This is a genomic window from Kallipyga gabonensis, assembly GCF_001286805.1.
Taxonomy (GTDB): Bacteria; Bacillota; Clostridia; order Tissierellales; family Peptoniphilaceae; genus Kallipyga; species Kallipyga gabonensis.
Window position 1 is genome coordinate 197,560 of the sequence record NZ_CXYV01000002.1, and the last position, 23,472, is coordinate 221,031.

21 protein-coding genes are annotated in these 23,472 nt (G+C 51.3%); 7 read left to right on the top strand and 14 right to left on the bottom strand.

Annotated elements, in window-relative coordinates; genetic code table 11:
- Window positions 1–6: 6 nt before the first annotated feature.
- Entirely contained in the window at window positions 7–1,260 is a 1,254-nt protein-coding gene (locus BN2373_RS02345) for an AGE family epimerase/isomerase (RefSeq protein ID WP_053942581.1), read from the top strand.
- 94 nt (window positions 1,261–1,354) lie between these two features.
- Here BN2373_RS02345 and BN2373_RS02350 read toward each other — a convergent pair whose 3' ends face one another.
- The 8 genes from BN2373_RS02350 to BN2373_RS02385 all read right to left on the bottom strand — a co-directional run bounded on the left by BN2373_RS02350 (window position 1,355) and on the right by BN2373_RS02385 (window position 10,085).
- A complete protein-coding gene (locus tag BN2373_RS02350) occupies window positions 1,355–2,425 on the bottom strand; it encodes a carbohydrate kinase family protein (RefSeq protein WP_053942582.1) in 1,071 nt (356 codons plus the stop codon).
- A gap of 208 nt (window positions 2,426–2,633) precedes the next feature.
- A complete protein-coding gene (locus BN2373_RS02355; RefSeq protein WP_053942583.1) occupies window positions 2,634–3,077 on the bottom strand; it encodes an RbsD/FucU family protein in 444 nt (147 codons plus the stop codon).
- A gap of 35 nt (window positions 3,078–3,112) precedes the next feature.
- On the bottom strand, window positions 3,113–3,799 hold the full coding sequence (locus BN2373_RS02360) for a class II aldolase/adducin family protein (RefSeq protein WP_053942584.1): 687 nt from the start codon (window positions 3,797–3,799) through the stop codon (window positions 3,113–3,115).
- 48 nt (window positions 3,800–3,847) lie between these two features.
- Window positions 3,848–4,951 (bottom strand): S-methyl-5-thioribose-1-phosphate isomerase, encoded by a 1,104-nt coding sequence (gene mtnA / locus BN2373_RS02365; protein WP_053943472.1) that lies wholly within the window; start codon window positions 4,949–4,951, stop codon window positions 3,848–3,850.
- Between the two features lie 32 nt (window positions 4,952–4,983).
- Window positions 4,984–6,246 (bottom strand): S-methyl-5-thioribose kinase, encoded by a 1,263-nt coding sequence (gene mtnK, locus BN2373_RS02370; RefSeq protein ID WP_053943473.1) that lies wholly within the window; start codon window positions 6,244–6,246, stop codon window positions 4,984–4,986.
- 39 nt (window positions 6,247–6,285) lie between these two features.
- Window positions 6,286–7,299: an ABC transporter permease gene (locus BN2373_RS02375; protein WP_082337975.1), complete on the bottom strand. Its 1,014-nt coding sequence runs from the start codon at window positions 7,297–7,299 to the stop codon at window positions 6,286–6,288.
- Window positions 7,296–8,828 (bottom strand): sugar ABC transporter ATP-binding protein, encoded by a 1,533-nt coding sequence (locus BN2373_RS02380; RefSeq protein WP_053942585.1) that lies wholly within the window; start codon window positions 8,826–8,828, stop codon window positions 7,296–7,298. Before BN2373_RS02380 ends, BN2373_RS02375 begins: the two co-directional genes overlap by 4 nt.
- 93 nt (window positions 8,829–8,921) lie before the next feature.
- The gene (locus tag BN2373_RS02385) at window positions 8,922–10,085 is read right to left on the bottom strand and encodes a substrate-binding domain-containing protein (RefSeq protein WP_238379640.1); all 1,164 of its coding nucleotides are present in this window, start codon (window positions 10,083–10,085) and stop codon (window positions 8,922–8,924) included.
- A gap of 278 nt (window positions 10,086–10,363) precedes the next feature.
- Between BN2373_RS02385 and BN2373_RS02390 the strand changes: the two genes are divergently transcribed.
- Both BN2373_RS02390 and BN2373_RS02395 read left to right on the top strand, forming a co-directional pair.
- Window positions 10,364–11,122: a DeoR/GlpR family DNA-binding transcription regulator gene (locus BN2373_RS02390; RefSeq protein WP_053942587.1), complete on the top strand. Its 759-nt coding sequence runs from the start codon at window positions 10,364–10,366 to the stop codon at window positions 11,120–11,122.
- 94 nt (window positions 11,123–11,216) lie between these two features.
- Window positions 11,217–12,092, top strand: a complete 876-nt coding sequence (locus tag BN2373_RS02395) for a ribokinase (RefSeq protein ID WP_053942588.1) — start codon at window positions 11,217–11,219, stop codon at window positions 12,090–12,092.
- Between the two features lie 123 nt (window positions 12,093–12,215).
- Here the strand turns inward: BN2373_RS02395 and BN2373_RS02400 are convergent, their stop codons facing one another.
- Window positions 12,216–12,914 (bottom strand): transaldolase, encoded by a 699-nt coding sequence (locus tag BN2373_RS02400; RefSeq protein WP_053942589.1) that lies wholly within the window; start codon window positions 12,912–12,914, stop codon window positions 12,216–12,218.
- Window positions 12,915–13,666: 752 nt separating this feature from the next.
- Here BN2373_RS02400 and BN2373_RS02410 point away from each other — a divergent pair.
- Both BN2373_RS02410 and BN2373_RS02415 read left to right on the top strand, forming a co-directional pair.
- Window positions 13,667–14,728, top strand: coding sequence for a D-alanine--D-alanine ligase family protein (locus BN2373_RS02410; RefSeq protein ID WP_053942591.1), 1,062 nt, complete (start codon window positions 13,667–13,669; stop codon window positions 14,726–14,728).
- A 3-nt stretch (window positions 14,729–14,731) separates the two neighbouring features.
- Complete coding sequence (locus tag BN2373_RS02415) at window positions 14,732–16,147, top strand: UDP-N-acetylmuramoyl-tripeptide--D-alanyl-D-alanine ligase (RefSeq protein ID WP_053942592.1); 1,416 nt, start codon at window positions 14,732–14,734, stop codon at window positions 16,145–16,147.
- 84 nt (window positions 16,148–16,231) lie between these two features.
- Here the strand turns inward: BN2373_RS02415 and BN2373_RS02420 are convergent, their stop codons facing one another.
- Genes BN2373_RS02420 through serS form a run of 4 tightly spaced genes read right to left on the bottom strand, consistent with a single transcriptional unit; the run spans window position 16,232 to window position 19,675 of the window.
- Window positions 16,232–16,432: a hypothetical protein gene (locus BN2373_RS02420; protein WP_053942593.1), complete on the bottom strand. Its 201-nt coding sequence runs from the start codon at window positions 16,430–16,432 to the stop codon at window positions 16,232–16,234.
- Between the two features lie 41 nt (window positions 16,433–16,473).
- Window positions 16,474–17,256 carry a ZIP family metal transporter gene (locus tag BN2373_RS02425; protein ID WP_053942594.1) on the bottom strand — a complete coding sequence of 261 codons (783 nt, stop codon included), beginning with the start codon at window positions 17,254–17,256 and terminating at the stop codon, window positions 16,474–16,476.
- 47 nt (window positions 17,257–17,303) lie between these two features.
- Entirely contained in the window at window positions 17,304–18,398 is a 1,095-nt protein-coding gene (locus tag BN2373_RS02430; protein ID WP_053942595.1) for an undecaprenyldiphospho-muramoylpentapeptide beta-N-acetylglucosaminyltransferase, read from the bottom strand.
- On the bottom strand, window positions 18,398–19,675 hold the full coding sequence (gene serS, locus BN2373_RS02435; RefSeq protein WP_053942596.1) for a serine--tRNA ligase: 1,278 nt from the start codon (window positions 19,673–19,675) through the stop codon (window positions 18,398–18,400). The genes BN2373_RS02430 and serS overlap by 1 nt, the downstream gene beginning before the upstream one ends.
- A gap of 924 nt (window positions 19,676–20,599) precedes the next feature.
- Here serS and BN2373_RS08085 point away from each other — a divergent pair.
- Both BN2373_RS08085 and BN2373_RS02445 read left to right on the top strand, forming a co-directional pair.
- On the top strand, window positions 20,600–20,824 hold the full coding sequence (locus BN2373_RS08085) for an integrase core domain-containing protein (RefSeq protein WP_082337976.1): 225 nt from the start codon (window positions 20,600–20,602) through the stop codon (window positions 20,822–20,824).
- A 224-nt stretch (window positions 20,825–21,048) separates the two neighbouring features.
- The gene (locus BN2373_RS02445) at window positions 21,049–22,176 is read left to right on the top strand and encodes a HindVP family restriction endonuclease (protein WP_053942598.1); all 1,128 of its coding nucleotides are present in this window, start codon (window positions 21,049–21,051) and stop codon (window positions 22,174–22,176) included.
- Here BN2373_RS02445 and BN2373_RS02450 read toward each other — a convergent pair.
- The gene (locus BN2373_RS02450; RefSeq protein ID WP_074017944.1) at window positions 22,151–23,287 is read right to left on the bottom strand and encodes a DNA cytosine methyltransferase; all 1,137 of its coding nucleotides are present in this window, start codon (window positions 23,285–23,287) and stop codon (window positions 22,151–22,153) included. The genes BN2373_RS02445 and BN2373_RS02450 overlap by 26 nt on opposite strands.
- Window positions 23,288–23,472 lie beyond the last annotated feature (185 nt).

The window sequence follows — 23,472 nt, forward strand, 5'->3', positions numbered from 1 at the left end:
TTTATTATGGATAAAAAATACCAAATCGACACCCCTGAGAATATCCGTTTTTTGAATGAAATCCGAAAAAAGCTACTGGCATTCGGTAAGGATGTCATCTCGCCCGACGGAACTGCCTATTATTTGGGGGATGACGGCCGTCCCTGGCCTGATTTCCCGAGAAACACCTACGAAACGGCCCGCATGTGCCACGTCTATCACATGGGGGCCATGATGTATAGGCAGGAATGGAAAAAGCAGGCGGATGGAGCCAAAAAGGGACTGATCTCCGCCTTGCACGATGAGAAAAACGGAGGATGGTTTGACGGCCTCCTACCTGACGGAAAGCCCAAAGAGGGAAAACTCTGTTACTCACATGCCTTCGTCATTCTCGCTGCCTCCGATTGTCTGATGGCCGGGGATGAAGAGGGGAAAGAGTTCTTTGACAAGGCCCTTTCCGTTTTTGACCGCTATTTCTGGGATGAGAAGGATGGAATGACCTGTGATACCTGGGATACTTCCTTCTCACAGAAGGATTCCTACCGGGGCTTAAATGCCAACATGCATACGGTGGAGGCCCTATTAAATGCAGCGGATGCCAGCGGGAAGGAAGTCTACCGCCAGCGTGCCGGAAGGATAATCCGCCGTGTGGTGGACCTGGCAGCCGGCAATGAGTGGCGGATCCCGGAACACTATAATGACCAATGGGATCCCCTTCTGGACTACAATGAAGACCGGCCTGCCGACCCCTTTAAGCCCTACGGGGCCACACCCGGCCACGGACTTGAGTGGGCAAGACTGATCCTCCAATGGGCCTCTTCCACTTTCGATGAGGATGATCCTGACTTCCACCATTTTCTGGAGGCCAGTCAAAAGCTCTTCCACCGAGCGAAAGAAGATGCCTGGTTTGCTGATGGGGCTCCCGGGTTTGTCTATACCACGGATTGGTCAGGAAAGCCCATCGTCTCCTACCGGATGCACTGGGTCCTTGCCGAAGCCATCAACACCGCCGCCGTTCTCTACCGAGTGACCAACCAGGCCTATTATGCGGATTCCTTTGCCGAATTCCTTGCCTACCTTGACGAAAAAGTCCTGGACCATGACCATGGATCCTGGTTCCACCAACTCAACAATAATAATGAGGTGGTCGGGACCGTTTGGCCGGGCAAACCTGACCTCTACCATGCCTACCAGGCCACCCTCATCCCCTACTGTGATGTCAACCTATCGGTATGCAAAGCTGTACGCGATGGGAAATACCCCGATGCACTGAATCATTAATCCCTTTACTCTTCCAAACGATAATCACTAATAAAAGAACTCCCGGCGGGGAAGGCAAGGCCCTTCTAGCCGGGAGTTCTTTTATCAAAAGATATTATTTATCTTGAAAACTATAGATAAATTCTTCCATCTTGTCCTTTTCTCCCAGGGAGGGAATGGCCCCATAGCGTAAAGCAGCGTAGGCTCCACATGCATTGGCGAATCTTCCCATCTCTTCAAGGGCGAGGTCATCCCAGAAAATCCCATCCACCCCAATCTTGCCCTCCAGCTTACTCTCCAGAAGGCCGGACAGAAGGGCGCCCATGAAGGCATCCCCACTTCCTGTGGTGTCCACCGCGCGAATGGAATAGGCGGGGATAAAAACCTTCCGGTCCTTCATGGCCAAAATGGACCCTTTAGCCCCGAAAGTGACCGCCAGGATCTTTAATTGGGGATAGTCCTTAAACAGGCGACCAATATCTTCCTTTACCTCATCCTCCTCCGGTTGGACATCCGGCAGGGAGTATTCCCTCTTTCCCTTTGCATTAACCAGGTCTTGGACTTGATCAGGATGGCAAAAGGCTCGTAATTCATCGCCGCTGATTTTTACCACATGGGCATAAGGTAAGACGGAGGCGGTAGCTTTTCTCAGTGCCTGGAAGGAGGGCCAAAGGTTAAGGCGAAAGTTGGGATCAAAGGAAATTAGCTTTCCGGATTCTTTAGCACACTCCAGAGCCTTCATGGTCGTCGTAATGGAGGGTTCATCTACGAGGGAAAGTGTCCCCAGGTGGAAAATGTAAGAATCTTTGATCAGCTTTTCCGCTTCACGATTCCATTTCACCCGAAGATCGGCTCCCGGTTTTCGGTAAAAAGTGAACTCCCGGTCACCCTCCTCATTAAGGGAGACAAAGGCCAGGGTGGTCGGAATCTCCGTGTCCACCTGAACGCAGGAAACGTCAATATCCACGTTTCTTAATGCATCAAGGATTCTCTGCCCAAAGACATCATGGCCCACGCAACCGATCATGGCCACCTTTCTCCCGAGTTTGGCTAATTGGGCAATGCAATTGGCCGGAGCGCCCCCCGGTTTTGGCAGATAGGCGGAAACCGGCTGGTCTTCCTCATCATTCACTGAAATCGGTGCCATATCGATCAATAACTCACCAAGGGCCGTAATATCCCACATAAAAAAATCCTCCTTACTCCTCATGAAATCCAACTTATCTAAAGTATAAGTAAGGGGATTTCATCTGTCCAGATCCTGGGAATGATGGAGAAAAGATGCCCTTGATTTTTCAGGCAGATAAAAAAAAGATAAAAAACAGAAAAAAATAGGAGGGATTTATAGCCTCATGGATCTTTTCCATGAGGCTATAAATCATAATGAAATGAAACTAATTTACACCTTTTTTTAGGATAAAGCAGCCATAGGGCTCTTGCTCGCTGGTACATACGGTAGCAAAGGCTGTGGCCGCTAAATCGTAGAACTTGGAACGCTCGATGGCACCGACTGAGAATTTGGAGTAGCCGTTTTCAAGGACTTTTTCCATGACGTCCAGGGCGGCGGTTTGGTCCGTAAGGGCTTCCTTGCCGGCCCCGTCGGGAACCATGCAGAGGACAGGGTATTCGCTGAAGTCAGCATCCAGGGGGAAGAGCTTGAGCATGTCACCGATGAGGGTGGCGCAGTTCATGCCCTTGGCTTGGATGGAGCGGGCATTGGGACTTTTTGAATAGGGGGGATAGAAGTGGTCGGCGACCACGATCAGGTCCCCATGCCCCATGTCCGCCATGGCCTTCAGGAGGTCGGAAGAAATGGTTGATGGGATTCCTCGCAGCATAGTGTCTCCTTAAATGGTGAGATGAAGAGATAGGCTTAGGAAGGCCGGCTCCCCCCGCGGATCCCGAAGGAAGACCGGGCTCCGAGAAGGATGTCGATCTCCTCATCCGTGAAATCATTGTACTTTTTCAAGATGTACTTATTGATGACGGTGATATGGGCCAGATATTCCACAGTCTCCATCCGCATCCAGGCCTGGACCAGGGAATCGCCCCAGGTCAGGGCCCCATGGTTGCCCAGGAGGACCGCGTTATACTTATTAATATAAGGAACGATGGAATTGGCCACATCTTCGGTTCCCGGCATGGCAAAGGGGATGCAGGGAACCTTGCCCAGCTGGACGATGCCTTCCGGGAGAAAGCGACTGTCTAAAGACAAGCCCGCACAGGCAAAAGCTGTGGCATGCATGGGGTGGGTATGAACCACCCCGTTCAGATCCTCCGACTCCCGGTAGACTCGGAGGTGCATCTTGGTCTCGCTGGAGGGTTTTTCTTCTCCTTCAAGAATCTTGCCATCAATGGACATTTTGACCAGGTTCTTTTCCGTCATGAAGCCCTTGCTGACATTGGTTGCCGTCACCCATATCTCATTTTTCGACACACGACAAGAGATATTTCCATCATTGGCCGCAACAAAACCCCGGTCATAGATTCTTTTTCCAATATCGATAATTAAGGCCTTGGCTTCTTCATCGCTGGGGTATTGAACACTTTGTTTTTCCACGTTTTGCCTCCTCACGTTGTGAAGCGTTGATCGGCAGGATGGGCGATCCTAAAAGATCCCTAACCGCTGAAACTCCTTCTCATAATCTCCGGTTACCAGTCCCTTCTCTGTGATAATTCCGGTGATGAGGTCATGAGTGGTGACATCGAAAGCCGGATTGTAGCCTTCCACCTCAGCGGGAACCATGGCTTTCTCATACCACATGGATTTGATTTCTTCCGGGTCACGGAACTCGATGGGAATGTCATGAATATCCTTGGCTTCCGGGTCGATGGTTGAGGAGGGCGCACAAATGTAAAAGGGAATGTTGTAGTGCTTAGCCACAATGGCCAGGGTGGACGTTCCGATCTTGTTGGCGGCATCTCCATTCCGGGCCACCCGGTCACAGCCGACAAAGATGATTTGGATCTTGCCGGATTGCATGAGGATAGAGCACATGCTGTCGCACTCCACGGTCGTAGGAATGCCGGATTTGTTCATTTCATAGGCAGTCAGACGCCCACCCTGAAGGAGAGGACGGGTTTCATCGCAGTAGACATGCATATCTTCAGGCTTCCACCCCTTATCCAGGGCGGTGTACATGGGGGCAGTGGCTGTCCCGTACATGGCCGTAGCCAGGGTTCCCGCATTGCAGTGGGTTTCAATCCCCAGGGGCTGACCGGATTTTTTCAGTTCTTTCATGAGCTTGAAGCCGATCTCCCCGATGTTCCGGCTGATCTGGATGTCTTCTTCTTGGATGGCCTTGGCCTCGTCGAAGAGACGGTCCTTGAGCTGGTCCAAGGGCAAGGAGGAATTCTTCTCCACCACCTTCCCCATCCGGTCCAGGGCCCAGAAGAGGTTGACGGCCGTGGGACGGGAGGAAGCCAGGTAGTCCTTGTCTGCCATGAAAGCCTTTGAAAAGTCCTCATAGGTCTCGGCGGAATACCGGTTGGCCAGGACAGCCATACCGTAAGCGGCACAAACCCCAATAGCCGGAGCCCCTCTCACGCGGAGCTTTTTGATGGCCTCCCAAATTTCCTCTCGGGTGCGGAGGGCAATCCGCTTTTCTTCATTGGGAAGCAGGGTTTGGTCAATGATGTCGACATACTCTCTATTCTCAGGGAGTTTAACCGAGATCACCCGGTCAAAAAATCCCTGTAATTCTTTTTTCATAATGAACACCTCCACTTTCTTGATAAAAAGGATCAATTCACGGATGCAAGGGCCTCTTTTTCCGCTCTCTCCAGGGCATCAACATAGGATCTTCCATCCACGAAAGAGTCTGCATGTTTAATCAGATCGATGCCAAGGAGTATGCAGGTTCGTTCCGCAATCATCCGGGAAGGTTCATCTTCGATGGTGGTCAGGTCGGTGACATTGGCCATGCCTACCGTCCGGCGGTGGAGTTCGGTCCCGGCATAGCCGGCGGTATCCCTGAGGATGGAAGCCAGGTACCAATCCTGGAAGCCTTCCACCCGGGCCATGGGTTCGGTAACTTCCTTTTCATAGAGGTCGATGAACTTTTTCGCAAAGAGGTCGAAGGCGGAAGCGATGGTCCGCTTGATCCAGTCACAGAATTCATTTTTGCCGTAAGCCCGTCCATTGCAGTAGGCAAAGACCAGGTTGGCATAGAGGTTGCCGGTATCATAACCCATGGGCGCATAGGTCCCGAATTCGCAGTCAAAGACTTTGATGGATCCGGGCTTGATGAAGATAGACCCTGTATGAAGATCTCCATGCAAGAGGGCTTGAGCATTGGTCATGAAGTTAAATTTAAGCTTAGCCACTTCCTTGTGGAGCTGGGGATCGCCATAGAGGTATTTCTCGACAAATTCCCGGTTGGGCGCAAAGATATTGTTCCGATCCGCTCCCAGATAGGGTTCCATAAGGACTAACTTTTCCGTAATATCGCAGAGGTCCGGTGTGATAAACCGGCGGGTCCACTCCTTCTTTTCTCTGTGGTCCATGACCAGGTCGCTGGAAAGAAGGAGGGTTCTTGCCATAAATTCTGCAATTTCCTCATCAAAACCTTCATAAATATCATGGTCCAGCATGGCGTTCCGCATGACTTTATAGTCTGTGCAGTCTTCCATTCCGTTGGCACTCATGACCGTGTCATAAAAATAGACATGAGGAACATAGCCGGGGGCAAGGGACTCTTCGATCTGGAGGATTTCGGATTCCTGACGGTTCCGGTCCAAGGTGGCGGTCATATCTTCGGAAATCCGGAGGGTGTCCCCAGCCTGCTTAATATAGATGCTGTGGCCTTTATCATCGAAGACCCGGCAGACGTGGTTGAGGTTCCCGTGTTCCTTGGGGATCACCGCCTTCATGGATTCCCTGTCCCAAGGGATCTGGTTTTCGCCTGTCCCCTCAGTCTTATAAAGAACGTATTCGATGACGATCTTCTCGGTCTTCACCGGATCGGATTCATCAATCATTAAAAAATATTTGGAAAAATCAGTCATCATTAATTCCCCTTCCTATTGAAGTGCCGATTTTTACGATTAATTGTAGGTTTCTTCTTTGAGCGAGTAAGAAGCGATCAAAGCAAGAGCAAGAACTGCACCCTTAACTGCGGGTAGGACATAGAAGGGAACAGCCATAATGGTCAAGCCGTTTTCCAAGGTGGATACCAGAGCTGCACCCAGCATAGTACCTAAGGCGTTGGGTTTTTCAATTCCGCCCACGGTTTTCCCAACGAAGACGGCAGCCAGCGAAGGCATGAAGTAGTTATCCGCCCCCATAACCTGGGCCGAGCTGGACCGGGAAGCAACGAGGATGGCCCCGATGGCGATAAAGACAGCGGTGATCATCCCTGCCATGTAGCGGTACTTTTTCACATTGATGCCGGATAATTGGGCAGCCTGCTTGTTCCCACCAATGGCGTAGAGGTAGCGACCCTGTTTGGTGTAGTTTAAGAAAACATGGGCGGCAATGACGCAGGCGAACATGATAATGATGATGATGGGAGCCCGTCCCAAGGCGGAGAAAGAATCCTCAAGCATGACGCGGGCGGGGGCCGCTCCCCAGGAGGTTTTCATTCCGGTGGAGACGGCGCCGCCGCCGATGTACCATTGGCCCAGTCCCTGGTGGACAAACATCAGGGCAACGGTGGCCAACATATCCGGAATCTTGCAGACCAGAATCATGAACATGGTCAGCTGGTACATAATCAGGGTGACGACCAGGCAAACGATGATGGACATGGCCAGGCTTAAGCCGAACCAGAGGTAGGCAGAGACAAAGACATAAGCCGAGCAGGAGGCCAGGGTGCAGGCCGACATATCAAAACCGTCCGGGGCCATGGTGATCGTGAGTGCAATACCGAAAACGGTGTTGATGGACATAGCCCTCAAAATATTGATCATGTTATCGCCGGAGAGGAAGGATGGCCCTCGTAAGAGTGAGAAAAGAAGGAAGCTGAGGATAAGGGCTAAGAGGGCTGCCCAGTTGATGAGGGTATGTAAAAAATCATTGGATTTTGTGGACTTCTTTTCCTTAATGACATTATCATTCATGCGATTTCCTCCCGATTCTTATTGGGTCCACCGACCGAATAGTACATGATTTCTTCATCTGAGGTCTCTGCGGCCACCAGCTCAGCGACGATTTTTCCGCTGTACATGACATAAATTCGATCAGCCAGAGAGAGCAATTCTTCATTTTCACTGGAAGCGTAGATGACACCTTTTCCATTGGCAGCGATGTTATTAATCAGCTTAAAAATATCCCGCTTTGCCCCGACATCCACCCCTTTTGTGGGTTCATCAAAAATGTAGAGGAGGGAATCTGCAGCCAGCCATTTTCCAACGGCAACTTTTTGTTGGTTACCACCGGAAAGGTTAGCGACTTTCTGCCGAATGGAGGGGGTTTTAATGCCCAGGGCCTCAACAAAGGAATCTGCGTTCTTTTTCACCCGATCCTTATTGATAAAGGACATAGAACAAAGTTTTCCCAAGGTGGCCGCTGCCAGGTTGAAGGAAACGGATTCGTGGACCAGGACGCCCTCTTTCCGCCGCTCCTCCGGTACCAGACCGATCCCTGCCTTTACGGCTTGGGAAGGAGAGTGGACCTTGATTTCCTGGCCACCCAGACTATTTCCTTCGCTTTCACTGGGATAGGCACCGAAAATAGTTTTGCAGAGCTCCGACTTTCCTGCACCCACCAAACCAGCGATGCCCACTATTTCTCCGGCATGGACGGTGAGGTTAATCCCCTCCAAACGTCCGGCTTCGGAGGAAAGATTCTTCGTTTCAAAGATGACATCCCCGATGGGGACCTTGGTCTTCTGGTAGGTATCGGATAAGCTCCGCCCCAACATCTTCTCTACGATTTCTGAGGAAGTGGTAGCGGGCGTAATCTCTTTCGTATCGACAATCTTCCCATTCCTCATTACCGTATATTTTTCGCAGATTTCCAGGACTTCGTTCAACCTGTGGCTAATGAAGATAATGCCCAGATCGGATTCTTCCTTGAGCTTTCTCATCACATTGAAGAGCTCCCGGGTCTCATTGTTGCTGAGCGGGGCTGTCGGCTCATCCAGGATGAGGAAATTGCAGTTTTCCCGGATGGCTCGGGCAATGAGGACCATCTGCTTTTGTGCCAGGGTTAAGGATTGAGCCTGGGCCTTCACATTGATGGAGTCCATATTCAGCCGCTTGAGGGCCTTTCGAGCCTCTTCTTCGATTCGAGACCACTTGACCTTGACTCCACCCTCTAAAACCATATCGTTCAGCATGATGTTTTCTGCAACGGAAAGGGTGGGAACCAGGGCGGTGTCCACTTCCTGGTAGACGGTCTGAATGCCATGTTGTTGAGCCGTCTGGGGGCTGCGAAGTTCTACAACCTGGCCATTCAGAAGTACCTCGCCCTCATACTTGGGGTTAGCCCCGGAAAGAACTTTCATCAAGGTTGATTTTCCGGCTCCGTTGGCTCCAACGATGGCTGCGATCTCTCCTGAATAGATGGTAAGATCCACCTGATCCAGGGCTTTGACGCCCGGGAAGGTGATTGAAATATTCTTGGCTTGTATTGTCATTTTTTCCATATTTTCACCCTAATCCCTATTTTGAAAAGGAGAGAGTTTTCACTCTCTCCTCCAGACAATGTCAGATTTTCGTCACGCAATCTTCGTAAAAGCTTATTTGTGAATCAAATCTTTTGGCATCCAAGATGTCTCAGAGAGATAGTCCAGGTTACCATAGGTTTCACCCGCAATTTCTCCCAGGTTTTCAATCGTGGATTCGGGTTTGAGGTTGCTGGCTAAGATAGCTGTTCCGGGGATTTCGACAACGTCAACACCGGACTTCTGGGTGGCCGGATCATAGATCTTGTCATATTCGCCGGCAATTTCCAGGAGAAGGAGACGCATACCGATTTCGCCGTTCAGGGTCCAGTCGGTAGTTCCGGCTGCGGTCCAGATGTCAGGGCGAGTGTGCATGTTGGTGATGTCAACAGGGTCAATATCGACAGAAGCCATGGGCAGGGGGTTATCTCCGCTCATTGCTGCATTTTCAGAGATGGCTTTGTAGACGCCCTGGCCATAGAGGTCATAGTAAGCGATGATGCCATCAACATCTTCTCTCTTAATGCTCTGCAAGTAAGCAGCCGTAACGGTGTTGGCGGAGTCCATGGTGTCCTGGAGAGGCTGTACTTCACCGACGGTCTTAATCTTGCCGGCATCTTCATATTCTTTCCAACCAACTTCTCTGCGGTCGAAGGGGCTGTTGAAATTGGGGCCTCTCCAAACCTTGATTAAGCGAACAGGGCCTTCTTCTTTACGGGCTTCTTTATCCTTAATCATCTGGTCAAGAAGAACGGTGACCAGGGACTTATCCTGCTGGAATAACTGGGTAACGCCGTCCAACTTCTTGTATTCGCCGTCGGTGTAGAACTGGGTATCGAAGGTGACAATCTTTAAATCGGGATACTGTTCCTTGATTTCCTTCAAGAACACATAGGAACCATCCTGGTTGCCGTGGCTGACCAGTAGACCATCGTAACCGGCGGAAGCACAGGTACGGATGGTATCTTGCCATTTGTTGAAGTCTCCGTCGCAGAAGAAGAATTCAAAATCCACACCCAAGGCGGCAGTCAATTTTGCACAAGAGTCTTTCCACATCTGGAAAATTGTGGCGGACGGGAGTTGCATGATGTAGGCCACCTTCTTTCCCTTGACCGGGTTCTCCGCTGTCGGTTCAGGTTCTTTCGAAGTGGATTCGCTGGTTTGTGAACTTTCAGCCGGAGTGCTTTCCGATGACGGCTTGTCTCCATCTTTGCCACAAGCGGCAAAGGTAAACAGCATGACAAAAGCGAGCATAAGAGCTAAAATTTTCCGTTTTCGCAACATTTTTCACACCTCCAAAATTAGGTTATTGGTATCGATTTCCTGTAACCTTATTCTAGCACTTTTCTCTCCGCTGTCAACAGATTTTCACAAAAATATAGTGATTTATCCATTTATTTCACAAAATATGGTCTTTTTTAACATTTTATAACATTTTAATGTTAATTTTTGATATAATCAGTGACAAGAGACAGGGAGAATTTCTCTCCTTCGAAAACGATTTGAAGAGGTGAGATATGACACGCAAGGTACGTTTGATGGCTGTTGCCCAGGAAATCCTGAAAAATCCCGCTTTCAAGATTTCATCTTTAGCAGAAAAATATGATGTTTCGGAAATGACCATACGTAGGGATTTGAAATATTTAGAAGAGCAGGGTGTTTTAACCCGCCACTTGGATGTGCCCAAGTCCGTTCCTTCCAGCGGGTCCTACGTCTTTAACAAGGCCTGCAAGGATGCCAGGGAGGAAAAATCTCAAATCGCCAAACATGCGGCCTCTCTCATTGAAAAAAATGACATCATCATTTTAGATACCGGGTCTACCGTCAATTTGCTGGGCTCTCTCCTGCCCACGGACATTCCCTATACGGTCATTACCTATAGTGAAAACCTCCTCCCCTACCTGACCCTACGCCGGAATATACAGCTCATCTTCATCGGTGGCTACTACCACCACGAGTCCCGATCCTTTGAATCTACAGAAAATGTGGAATTTCTCAGCCACCTCCGGGCAACCAAGATGTTCATTTCCACCGCAGGAGTGGAAAAAAACGGCCTGACTTGCTTTAGCCAATATGAGGTCATTACAAAAAGAACGGCCATCCAATCCTCTTTGAAAAGATACCTTCTGACCGACTCCTCCAAGTTCGGCATGACAAAGCCCGCCTTCTTTTCTTCTTTTGAAGAGATCGATGAGATCATCACCGACAGGGGGCTGAGCCCGGAATGGAGAAAATATATGGAACAGTTGGATATTCAGCTAACCTTGGTCGGTTAGGAGGGGAGCCTACCCCCGGCCTTAGCCCGGTCCAAAACAGCATGAAAACTAAGGATTCACAATAACTCTTGAAAAACGTTCATAAGGAGGCGTCATGCGTATCGTAAATTTCGGATCATTGAATATTGATAAAACCTACCGGGTTCCCCATATGGTCAGGGAGGGCGAAACCCTCTCCTCCCTCTCCTACCGGGAGTTTGTCGGGGGTAAGGGCCTTAACCAGTCTATCGCCATCGCCCGTGCCGGTGGGGAGGTATGGCATGCGGGCCTGGTTGGGGAAAGGGACGGGGACAGCCTGGTCCAGGCCCTCCAGGGCGCCGGGGTTCATACCGACTTTGTGGGCCGGTCCCCCCTCCCCTCCGGCCACACGGTCATCCAGATTAACAGCCAGGGGAACAACTCCATCATCGTTTCCGGCGGGGCCAACCGGGCCATCGACCCGGACTATGTGGATGCCGTCCTCGCCCATTTTGAAGAAGGCGACCTCATCCTCCTCCAAAATGAAATCTCCTGCCTCCATGAGGTGATGGATAAGGCCGCTGAACGCAAACTCCGGATCTACCTCAACCCCTCCCCCATCGACGAAGACGTCCTGACCGCCCCCCTGGATCAGGTCCACTGCTTCCTCATCAACGAAATTGAGGGCCAGGCCCTGACCGGTGCCTCAGATAGCGAAGAAATCCTGGCCCTCTTCAAGGAAAAATACCCCCAGGCCACCGTGGTCCTGACCCTAGGTGAAAAGGGGGCCATCTATCAGGACCAGGACCACCGCTTCTTCGCCCCCGCCGAGAAGATCCAACCCGTTGACACCACCGCCGCCGGTGATACCTTCTGTGGCTACTTCCTCGCCGCCATCACCAAGGGCCGGTCCATCGAAGATGCCATGACCCTGGCCAGCCGGGCCGCTGCAAAAACCTGCCTGACCCGGGGAGCTTCCAATGCTATCCCCAAACTGGCCGACCTGGCCTAGGCTTCCAGCCCAAAAAGAAAACCCCCTCCCGGATCCGGGAGGGGGCGTTTTATTATTTTTTCGAGGCGGTCGCTAACAGTTCAGTTGCGTGACCCTTCCATGGTCCGCCGGCCACCTTCAAAATTAGAGGATCGACAGACCAGATGATTTGGCATCCTTGAGGAAGCCTTGAACGGTTTCTAACGAATACTCATTCAGATCCTTACCAAAGAGGTCCAGCTTTTTCAGGATGCTGGGGGGCACCGTGATAATGTCGCAGCTGATGGATTCTGCCTGCTTGATATTGAAGGCCTCACGGGTGGAGGCCCAGAGGAGGTAGACATTTTTCTTCTGATGGCAAATCTCTGCCGCTTCCTTCATGAGGGGCATGGGGTCAACGCCCGTATCCGCCACGCGGCCGGCGAAGACGGAGACGATGGACTCGCCCTCCTCGCTGAGGACATCCACCACATCTTTCACCTGATCAAGGGTGAAGATGGCCGTGATGTTGAGCTTAAAACCCTCTGCAGACAGCTTCTTAATTAAAGGAAGGCTGGACTCGCCCTTGGTGTTGGTCACCGGAATCTTGACAAAGACATTATCGCCCAAAGCAGAAATTGCCCTGGCCTCTTCCTCCATCTGGTCAAAATCATCTGAAAAAACCTCGAAGGAAACCGGACGGTCAGGAATCTCCTCCAAAACCTTCTTGGCAAAAGCCATGTAGTCCGTCACCCCGCCCTTCTTCATCAAAGAGGGATTGGTCGTGAAGCCGTCATGGCCCTTCTTGTAATCTTCCACCATCTCCTCAAACTTCGCACCATCCGAATACAACTTAATCTTCATGCTCTCCTCCTCAAGGATCCACTGATGGCTCAGGAGGACTCCCGCCCAACCAAGCACATCGCTCTATCACTCTTTTCATCACCTCTTATGATACCCGAGACCTGCCCTCCCTTCAATGATTTCCGGCTTGTGGGCTCATGAGGCCCCGAATCAGAACTTCCTACCGCCCCTCCCTCGAAATTTCTAGGGAAGGGAAAATAGTACACAACTTTCCCTGCTCCTGGCCAGGGCGGGTTTGAGCGGAGCCCAAAAGGTTGGCCCATACCCCTCCAAGTGGCGAGAACGGCGGGAAGGAGGGGGGTCCCCCTGCCCCTCCAAATGGAAAAAACGGCGGGAAGGAGGGGTATCCCCTTGCCCCTCCAAATGGTGAAAACGGCGGAAAGGAGGGGTGACCCCGTACCCCTCCAAGTGGCGAGAGCGGCGGGAAGGAGGGGTATCCTCATACCCCTCCAAGTGGTGAAAACGGCGGGAAGGAGGGGTGTCCCCTAGAGTGACCCTCAAAAAAGGGAACCCGGTCTCTCCACACTGCCCCAGCCCACATGCCTCCACCACCAGGCAGTCCCCAGGCCCGACCTGAGCGCATTGCAAATCCGGAGGATTTGCCTAAGCGAAGGCGGGTCTGGGGACTGCCTGGCCGTATCTGGGGGACTGCCCGGCCCATCTGGGATTTCCTCTTTTTTTGCATTATAATAGGGGGCATATGAGTAGTCGTATTTTTGATTCTGCTGGTGCAATAGATTTTGGAGATTTTCATGGCAAAAACAATTGTGGTTTTATGTGGGGGCCAATCCACGGAGCATGAGATTGCCCTTCGGTCCGCCCGGACCGTCATCAATGAGCTGGATAAGAAGAAATATGAGGTGGTAGCCTACTATGTAGATAAAGCGGGTCGCTTCCTCTCCCTGGGTCGGCGGGACCATGTGGACCAGCCGGAGGACCTCATGGTCCGGTCAGAGGCTTCGGTCCTCTCCACCATCGAAGCCTTCGCCCGGGATATGGACCGCCTGGAGGATGTCATGGTCTTCCCTGTCATCCATGGCCAGAGCGGGGAGGATGGCCAGGTTCAGGGCTTCCTCCAAATGCTGGGCCTCCCCTATATAGGCAATGGGATCATGGCCTCAGCCCTCTGCATGGACAAGGGCTACACCAACCAGGTCCTGGCCGACTTGGGGATCCCGGAAGCCAAGTACATCATCGTGGAAAAGAAGGGCCTGGACCGGAAGGTCCTCATGGACCGGGTTGAAAAGGAGCTGGGCTTCCCCTGCTTTATCAAGCCCTGCAACAACGGGTCCTCGGTTGGGGTGACCAAGACCAGCCGGGAGAACTTCGACCGGGCTTTGGATGAGGCCTTTGCCTACGACCACAAGATCCTGGTGGAGGAGATGATCCGGGGCCATGAGTTGGAGGTCTCGGTCCTGGGGAATGCGGAGGCCGAGGCATCGAAGCCGGGTTCCTACACCACAACAAGAGAGGTCCTGGACTATGAGGCCAAGTACCTGGACCGGACCCTGGTGGAAAATATCCCCCACCCCCTTTCAGAGGAAAAGACCCGGGAGATCCAGAACCTGGCCCTCCGGACCTACCATGCCTTGGGCTGCGAGGGCCTGGCTCGGGTGGACATCTTCTATGGGGAGGATGACTGCTTCTATGTGAATGAGGTCAATACCCTGCCCGGCATGACTCCCACCTCATTAGCCCCCAAGATGTGGACCGCCCTGACCGACATGACCTTCTCCGACTACCTGGATGCCATCATCCGCTTCGGGGAAGAATCCTACGCCAACCGCCAAGCCCTAACCTATTCCTGGGAGTAGACCATGAAGCCACATTCCATCACAGAAATCGCCCAATGGGCCCAAGCGGAAATCCGACTTGACCCCAGCCTTCACGATCCCGACCGGACCATGGCCAAGGGGGTCTCCATCGACACCCGGACCATGACGGCCGGGGAAATCTTCATGCCCATCATCGGGGAGAAGATGGATGGCCACCGCTTCCTCGCCACCGCCTTTGAAAAAGGCGCCGCTGCCGCCTTCATCGACCGGGACCACCTGGACCTGGTCGATGACTTCAAGGATAAGATCTTCCTTTTGGTCGACGATACCCTGGAGGCCTTCCAGACCCTGGCCGCCAACTACCGGAAGAGCCTGGATGTCCTGGTGATCGGGGTGACGGGGTCCAACGGAAAGACGACGACTAAGGACATCCTGGCCTCGGTCCTGACCCGAAAATTCCGGACCGTCAAGACCATCGGCAACCTCAACAATGAAATCGGGGTTCCCCGGACCCTCCTGGACCTGGATGAGTCCACGGAAATGGCCATCATCGAGATGGGGATGTCGGATTTCGGAGAAATCGACACCCTGGTCAAGATGGCCCGCCCCCACATCGCCATCATCACCAACGTGGGCCAGTCCCATCTCAACCAACTGGGCAGCCAGGAAAATATTGCCAAGGCCAAAATGGAAATCGTCAACGGGATGGGCCCCGACGACCTCCTCATCTACAACCGGGATTCTTCCTTCCTGGCCCATGAGGTCGACCGGCGAAAAGCCTCGGCAGAAGGCCTCCTCCCCCGGACCCTCTCTTTCGGCCAGGATCCCCAGGCGGATTCCTCCCTCTCTCTGACCCGGTCCAATGAAGGCGGGTCCTCCTTCACATTGGGAGGGGAGCCATTTTCCGTTAACCTCCTGGGCTCCTACCAGATGTACAACGCCGCCGCAGCCATCCTCTGTGCCAAGGAGCTGGGCCTGGATGAGGCGACCATCCAAGCCGGCCTCCAGGTCACCGACCAGACCAAGATGCGGTCCGAGCTCATCCATGCCCAGGGCTTCGACATCCTGGTCGACTGCTACAACTCCTCCCCCCAGTCCCTCCGGGAAGCCCTCCACACCACCAAAGTCCTGGCGGGCTACCGGAAGAAGATCGCCATCCTGGGCGATATGCTGGAACTAGGGCCCATGGAGAAGAAGATTCACTTCGACATCGGCCAGGAGATTGACCCCGAGGTCTTCTCGGACGTCCTCTTCTTCGGCCCCCTGTCCAAATACATGATGGAAGGAGCCAGCCTCCGCTTCCGGGACAACCACCTCTTTTGGTTCTCCAAGAAGTCGGACCTGGTCGACCGGGCCAAGACCCTGATCGAGCCGGCCAGCCTGGTCCTGGTCAAGGCCTCCCGGGCCCTCCGCCTGGAGGAAATCGTCGAATCCATCAAACAGCGGACTGCTCAATAAAAAGAGCCCAAGACCGGGCTCCAGATAAGGGATAATGTAAAGCCCCCAGACTTGCTTTCCGAAGTCTGGGGGCTTTTTTTTGATTTAATTCTTTTGTTTGAAAACAAACCAAAGCAGAATGATGCTGATGACCAATCCTATCCCAAATTTTATCCATACGACGGTCGGTGAAACACTCCATTCCGGGTGATTTTGAAGCTCTACGTAGTCTTTCACCGATAGATAGGTCCCGATAATAACCGGAATCAAGCAACAGAAGATTTTTCCGATATTCCTGTTCTTCATCTCGTCCTCCTAGCCGGCAAGGTCCGCCAAAAAATTGCGTTCTATCCCAAAACCACATCCAAGGCCATCATGACCGTAAAGCCCAGGGAAAAAGCGATGACCCCGACGTTGGAGTGCTGGCCTTCGGAGAGTTCCGGGATCAGCTCCTCCACAACCACATACATCATGGCCCCGGCGGCCAGGGAGAGAAGGTAGGGCATGGCCGGAACCACCAGGCCCACAGCCATCATAGTAAAGAGGGCAGCAATGGGCTCGACCGCCCCGGAGAGGAAGCCCTTGAGGAAGGCCTGGTTCTTGGTGTCCCCTTGGGCGTGGAGGGGCATGGAGATGATGGCCCCTTCCGGGAAGTTTTGGATGGCGATGCCCAGGGCCAGGGAGAGGGCGGCCCCGGCGGTGATGGTGGTCTGGCCGGAAACCATGCCGGCCAGGACGACGCCCACGGCCATTCCTTCAGGGATGTTGTGGAGGGTGACGGCAAAGACCATCATGGTTGAATTGTCCAGGTTGGCCTTGGGCCCCTCCGGTTCCTCTTCCCCAAGGTGGAGGTGGGGAATGACATGGTCAAGGAGGAGGAGAAAGAGGGTGCCCAGCCAAAAGCCCACGAAGGCGGGCATGACTTTGGCGAAGCCTTCTCCGGACGTTTGGTCAATGGCGGGAATGATCAGGGACCAAACGGAGGCGGCCACCATGATCCCCCCGGCAAAGCCCGATAGGCCTTTTTGAAGGCTAGGGCTCAGGTCCCCCCGCATGAAGTAGACGCAGGCGGAGCCCAGGGTGGTTCCCAGGAAGGGCAATAATAGGCCCGGTAATACAGTGGAATCCATGCTTACTCGCTTTCTATAATGACGATCCGTGCCGGTTGTTGACGGCTTTAGGACCGGGAGGAATAGGGCATTTGGTCCTCATCCAAAATCTGACAAATCTTCCCCAGCCCGTCTTCGAAGGCGAAGTCGGATTGGGCTCGGATGAAGTCCTCCCGCTTGATCCAAACCTCATTGACCCCCTCCAGGAAATCATCCCGGCTCATGGTCTGGTCATTGAGGGAGAGGGCGAATCCTCGGTCGACAAAGACCTGGGCATTGTCCACCTGGTCTCCCCGGGAACCCAGGCGGTAGGGGACCAGGACCATGGGCTTGCGGTAGTAGAGGAATTCGAAGATGGCATTGGACCCGGCTCGGGAGATGATGAGGTCAGCCATGGCCAGGGCGTGGTTCATATCCTCACGGATGAACTCCACCTGGCGGTAGCCGGGACGGTTGAGTTCCTCCCTCCCCTTCCCCTTGCCCACCCCATGGAGGATATCGAAAGTGTTCAGAAGGGAATCCAGATTGGCCCAAATGGCTTCATTCACTCGGACAGCCCCGGAAGATCCCCCAAGGATCAGGAGGATAGGCTTATTTCCATCAAAGCCGAAAATCTCCAGGCCCTTTTCTCGGGATCCCTCTTTGATCTGGTCCCGGATGATGGGGCCCAAGTAGAGGCCCTTGTTTTTTGGCAGGTAGTCCAGGGTCTTTTCAAAGGTGGTCAGGATCTTCCGGGAAAAGGGGGCTGAGAGCTTGTTGGCCAGGCCGGGGGTCAAGTCGGATTCGTGGGCAATGACGGGGACACCCAGGCGGGAGGCGGCAAAAACCACAGGCACGGAGACAAAGCCCCCTTTAGAAAAGACGATATTCGGCTTGATTTTTTTCACCAGGGTCTTGGCTTCCTTGATGCCGGAGAAGACATGGCCCACGTCCCCGATGTTGGCCTTGATGTTCTCCCAATTTCGCCGCCGGCGGAACTTCCCCGTCGAGATGGCGTGGTAGGTCACCTGGGGGAAGTCGGAGACCAGATCCCGCTCGATCCCCTCTTCCGAGCCCACATAGTCGATGGTCCATCCCTCCCGACTCAGGCGGGGGATGAGGCCTAAGTTGACAGAAACATGACCGGCAGTTCCCCCGCCGGTCAGTATGATTTTCTTATTCATTACTTGGAAGGCGCTTCGATCTTATCCTTGCCGAAGAAGGGAACCAGGGCCTTGGGGATGGTGATGGACCCATCCTCATTCTGGTAGTTCTCCACGATGGCTGCCCAGGTCCGTCCCACGGCCAGGCCGGATCCGTTCAGGGTGTGGGCGAACTGGACCTTGCCCTCTTCGTCGCGGTAGCGGATGTTGGCTCGGCGGGCCTGGTAGTCCTCGAAGTTGGAGCATGAGGAGATTTCCACATAGGACTGGTAGGAAGGCATCCAGACCTCGATGTCATAGGTCTTGGCCGAGGAGAAGCCCAGGTCTCCGGTGCAGAGCTGGACGACCCGGTAGGGGATCTCCAGACGCTTAAGGACTTCTTCCGCGTCGGCGGTCAGGGATTCCAGCTCATCGTAGGAGGTCTTCGGATTGGTGAACTTGACCAGTTCCACCTTGTCGAATTGGTGCTGGCGGATGATGCCCCGGGTGTCCCGACCGGCGGATCCGGCTTCCCGACGGAAGCAGGGCGTATAGGCCGTCAGGTGGATGGGGAGGTCCTTGGCTTCCAAGATGTCGTCCCGGAAGAGGTTGGTCACCGGCACTTCGGCCGTAGGAACCAGGAAGAGGTCGTCCTCATTGCAGTGGTACATATCCTCTTCGAACTTAGGCAACTGACCCGTTCCGGTCATGGATGCCCGGTTAACAATATAAGGAGGGGCAACCTCGGTATAGGTCTGGTCTTCCGTATGGAGGGCCAGCATAAAGTTGACGATGGCGCGCTCCAGGCGGGCTCCCTGTCCCTTCATGACGGTGAAGCGGGAGCCGGAAAGCTTGATCCCCCGCTCAAAGTCCAGAATGTCGAGGTCCGTTCCCAGGTCCCAATGGGCCTTGGGCTCAAAGTCAAATTTGCGGGGCTCGCCCACCTTGCGGAGTTCCAGGTTCTCCGAATCATCTTTTCCTTCCTGGACCTCAGCATTGGGCACGTTGGGAATATTCAGGAGGATGTCGCGAATTTTTTCATCCACTTGGCGCAGCTTGTCATCATAGCCGGAGATCTCATCCCCCAGCTCCCTCATCGAGGCGATGACTTCGGAAACATCCTTCCCCTCTTTCTTCAGCTGGGGAATTTCCTTGGAAACCCGGTTGCGCTCTGCTTTCTTGAGCTCCACTTCTGCCAAGAGGCCCCGACGCTCATCATCGAGCTTGAGCGCTTCATCCACCGGATATTCGCCATGTCGCTTAGCCAAGCCTGCTAAAACCTGGTCTTTTTCTTCTCTAATCCTTTTAATATCAAGCATGATTCCTCCTCATTTCTTTTCACACTACCTTCTATTATACTGTAAAAGACGAGAAAGACCAGTTCTTTCCCCTAGTTTGGGAGATTGGGGGGTGGTGCAGGACCTATGAGGGATGGCGATGGGGGCAGCGATGAGCCTTGCGAAGTCCTTTCGGTTGCCTGTTGGAGTCATGATGAGGCATTATGGAGGAGCATACCCTGGCTGAGGTTTATTATCGGCATTAGCCAGGGCAGTCACGCCCTGGCTGGAGCCTGGTTTTGGCCTGAGCCAGGGCTACCCCTGCCCTGGCAGGAGCCCAGTTTCGCCGCTAGCCAGGGTGACCCCTGCCCTAGCTGGGGCTTATTTCCGGCATTAGCCAGGATAGCCACGCCCTGGGTGGGGCTCAATTTTGCCATAAGCCAGGGGCGGGCTGCTCTGGCTACACGCAGTAGTAACATGTCTCCATAAAATTAGAGTCTCCGAAGAGAACAAGTTACAATGAAGAAAGAGACGAAGGAGAATGACATGGCAAGACAAAGATACACCAAATCACTTCGAAAGAGTATTGTTGAAGAAACATTAAGGCCACAGATGGAAGGGAATGAATTTCTGCTCTCAGAGAAATATAGTACTCTCCCCTCTACCGTCTGTCGCTGAAGGGACATCTATCTAAAGCATGGAGATGAGAATGTTCAGCAATTTTATGCTTTTTTGAGTAAAGAAAGTGGAGCTTACAAAAAGTTTTAGGCAGAGACAGATAAGGAGATTGCTAAATTGAAGGAGGAGATAGAGATCTTAAAAAAAGCCGCACCCTTTCTAATCAAGATCCAAAGAGACTAAGGTTTGCATTGATCTACCGCTTCCGCCAGAAGTGACATCAGAAGTAGGAAAAGTCAGCGGTGAATCACAAGCGTGTGGAACTAATTATGTAAGAGAAGGGATGGCATTCAGGGTACAACGCAAGTTTATTGTCACGACGGAAATTGTTGGGATAATGCAGCAATGGAGAGCTTTTTTGGAAAGATAAAGGCAGAGTGGTTGTACAACACACCGAAAACAATTCTTGAAACAAAGCAGCTAGTCTATGAATTTGTATGGCACTTTTATGAGAAGAGAAGGAGTCATGCTTCCCTTGTTTACCGAACACCTCACTGGTTCTATTACCAATAAAATGTTGATAACACCAATATAGGCTTTACTATTTGGGGGCCACTTCAGAAATAAACCAATGGTAGCCTTCAAGTACTACCTTGAAGACGATAGTTTGAACCATGTCACGTGAAGTAAAATGAAAAGAGCCATCGAAAACTATTCAAACTAATATTTGAATTAATGAGTCTAATCAGCATTACGAACTAATGATGGCAAAAGATAAGAAAAGCGAGGTATGATTTATGTCGAAAAAAGATGGCCAAAGAGGACCGTTACTTCTGTTTGGGCTTGATCATGCAAGTCATGATTTTACTGACCCAGTGTCCTTAGGAAAAAACATTTTTACCAATGCATTTCCTATTTCTATAGCACAATATCTTGCGTTACGCAAGGGCATGGACATTCCTCTTATTACTGCTGATATAGCGGACCAAAAAATAGTTACAAAGCATACATTGAAATCATGGCGTGAAATCATAGAAACGGATCCGGAATCAGCTATTTTTAAATTTGAGGAGATTTTTCAAGGTTTTAATCCATATACGAATGCTTCTCCCAATAAAAGCGATATTGTTGTTTCTGATGCATCAGGAAAACAAACTCGAGCATTTGAAGTAAAACTTGTGGTTGTGCCAAATTCACAAACAGCAGATCGTCCTCACGACAAGCAATCATGCGAAATTGTTGTCCGTCCGCCGTCAATTGAGCAGTTGGCTTTTTCAATAGCTGATTCGTATGGAGCTGCACGTCGAACTGAATTGCTTGACATTATCACAGACTGCCTCAAAAACCCGATGGATTATCAGTGGTCTACAGAATTGTGGATGAGAGATAAAGTTCCAAAAGTAGTTATGGCTGCGAATGAAATTGTTAGACAAGGAATCAAGTTGCAGACACCTTTTGCCTTGACAGCTATCTGGAGAACAAAAGGCCAAAAGCCAGTCCTTGAAGACAATGCATTTGATATCTTCGCATGGACTGACATGGCCTTTCTTCAGCTATTTATTGATAAATCAACGGATGATGTTAATAATTCGAAAAGGAAGAAAAACAGTGTCACAAGACCGGAAAGGTCTTTGATATGGCTAATTTCAGCGTTGTTTGATTATGCAGCTCAAAGAACCTTGAACTTTTCTAAGCATCATTCCAAAATCACCTATGATGCACAGACAGATAAGGCCGGAGCTTTTGCAGGAGATATTCCGCTCAAGCATTTAAATAGCCCGGAATTTAGAAATCCAAGAATTCAAAAAGCTGAATTAGAAAGTATCGTCACTCGTGAGGCTTTCAATTATTTAATGCCAGAAAGACGCTTGGATAGCGCCATCATGATTCAGCACCTTCTCAACTCGGAGATTCAAGAAGAATAGAGGCAATATGATCACCCATATATTTAGCGAGACGAACGGGCACAGCATTGCCAATCATTTGCTCAATATCAGTTTTTGAGCCAACAAATTCAAACTCTGGTGGGAAAGTTTGTATTTCTGCACGTTCTGCTGTGGTTAATGGTCTGGCCTGCGATATTGGTGCAGCATCCCCAGGATGGCCGGGGTACCCAGCTGGAATTGGACGATTCACTCCACGTATTGTTGGAGAGGGCTCATCAATCGAAAAAATTCCTCGCCGAGCATAACTCCGAGGATGCCTGTAATAGAACTCGGTGTTAAGGGAATCACCGAACCAGTCTCTCACAGTGGTCGCTTTTTGACTCAGATTTTTACGAAGTGCTTCTATTACGCGGTTGGTAGTCTCTATTGAAGGGCTTCCAAATGTTATTAATCGTTTTCTACTTTGAGGAACACCGCAAAAAGCAGCATTCAAAACAATGTAATCAACAAAATATCCAGCATTAGAAAAAATAGCTTTAGCACGCTGAAATGCTGCTGCTTTCTCGACCCGTGTAACATTTTCCATGATAAAAAAGGGGGGCTTGAAGAAGGAGACAATTTGTGCAAATTTCTCGGTTAAATTAGCTCTTTTGCCTTCTTTTCTTTTTCCAGCAGAAGAAAAATCCTGGCATGGAGGTCCGCCGATAATTCCAGGGGTATCTTTTTCAAAGAATGGCTTTAATGCTTCAATTGTCTGCTCCACGTTGCTAAGGTCTAAGTTATATGCATGATGGTTCAGATTTTTGTTATACGTATTAACAGCTACTGGCCAATTATCAAAACCTGCTACAACATTAAATCCACTCTCAGAAAAACCAAGAGACATTCCTCCACATCCAGCAAAAAGATCTATAATATTTGGCAAATCTTCATTTATAGTTGTTACTAATACATCGTTATGTTTTATGGATAAAAAATCTTCAATGACCTCTTGATACCAGACAGCACCACCGTTTATATCGTTACAAGCTGGTTCTGGGATCGTTCCACGTGATTTCATTGATCTTATAGTTGCTGGCTTTACTCTCATACGAGATGCCAGACGTTTTACATCATAAAGCCCTGTCGCCTTGTCTGCTCCGTTATTCATAATGCCGTCCTCCTACTCTTCATTGAATTAAGTATAAAACACGAAAGCAAAAAATGCAACGCATGCGTTGCATTTTAAGGCATCATTATTTTTTTCAACGAAGTAGATGATTTTCAACGATGACCTTTTTCGATGCGTTTGAGTACACAAAATTCCCGGTAGGTTTGAGCTTCACATTATTTTCA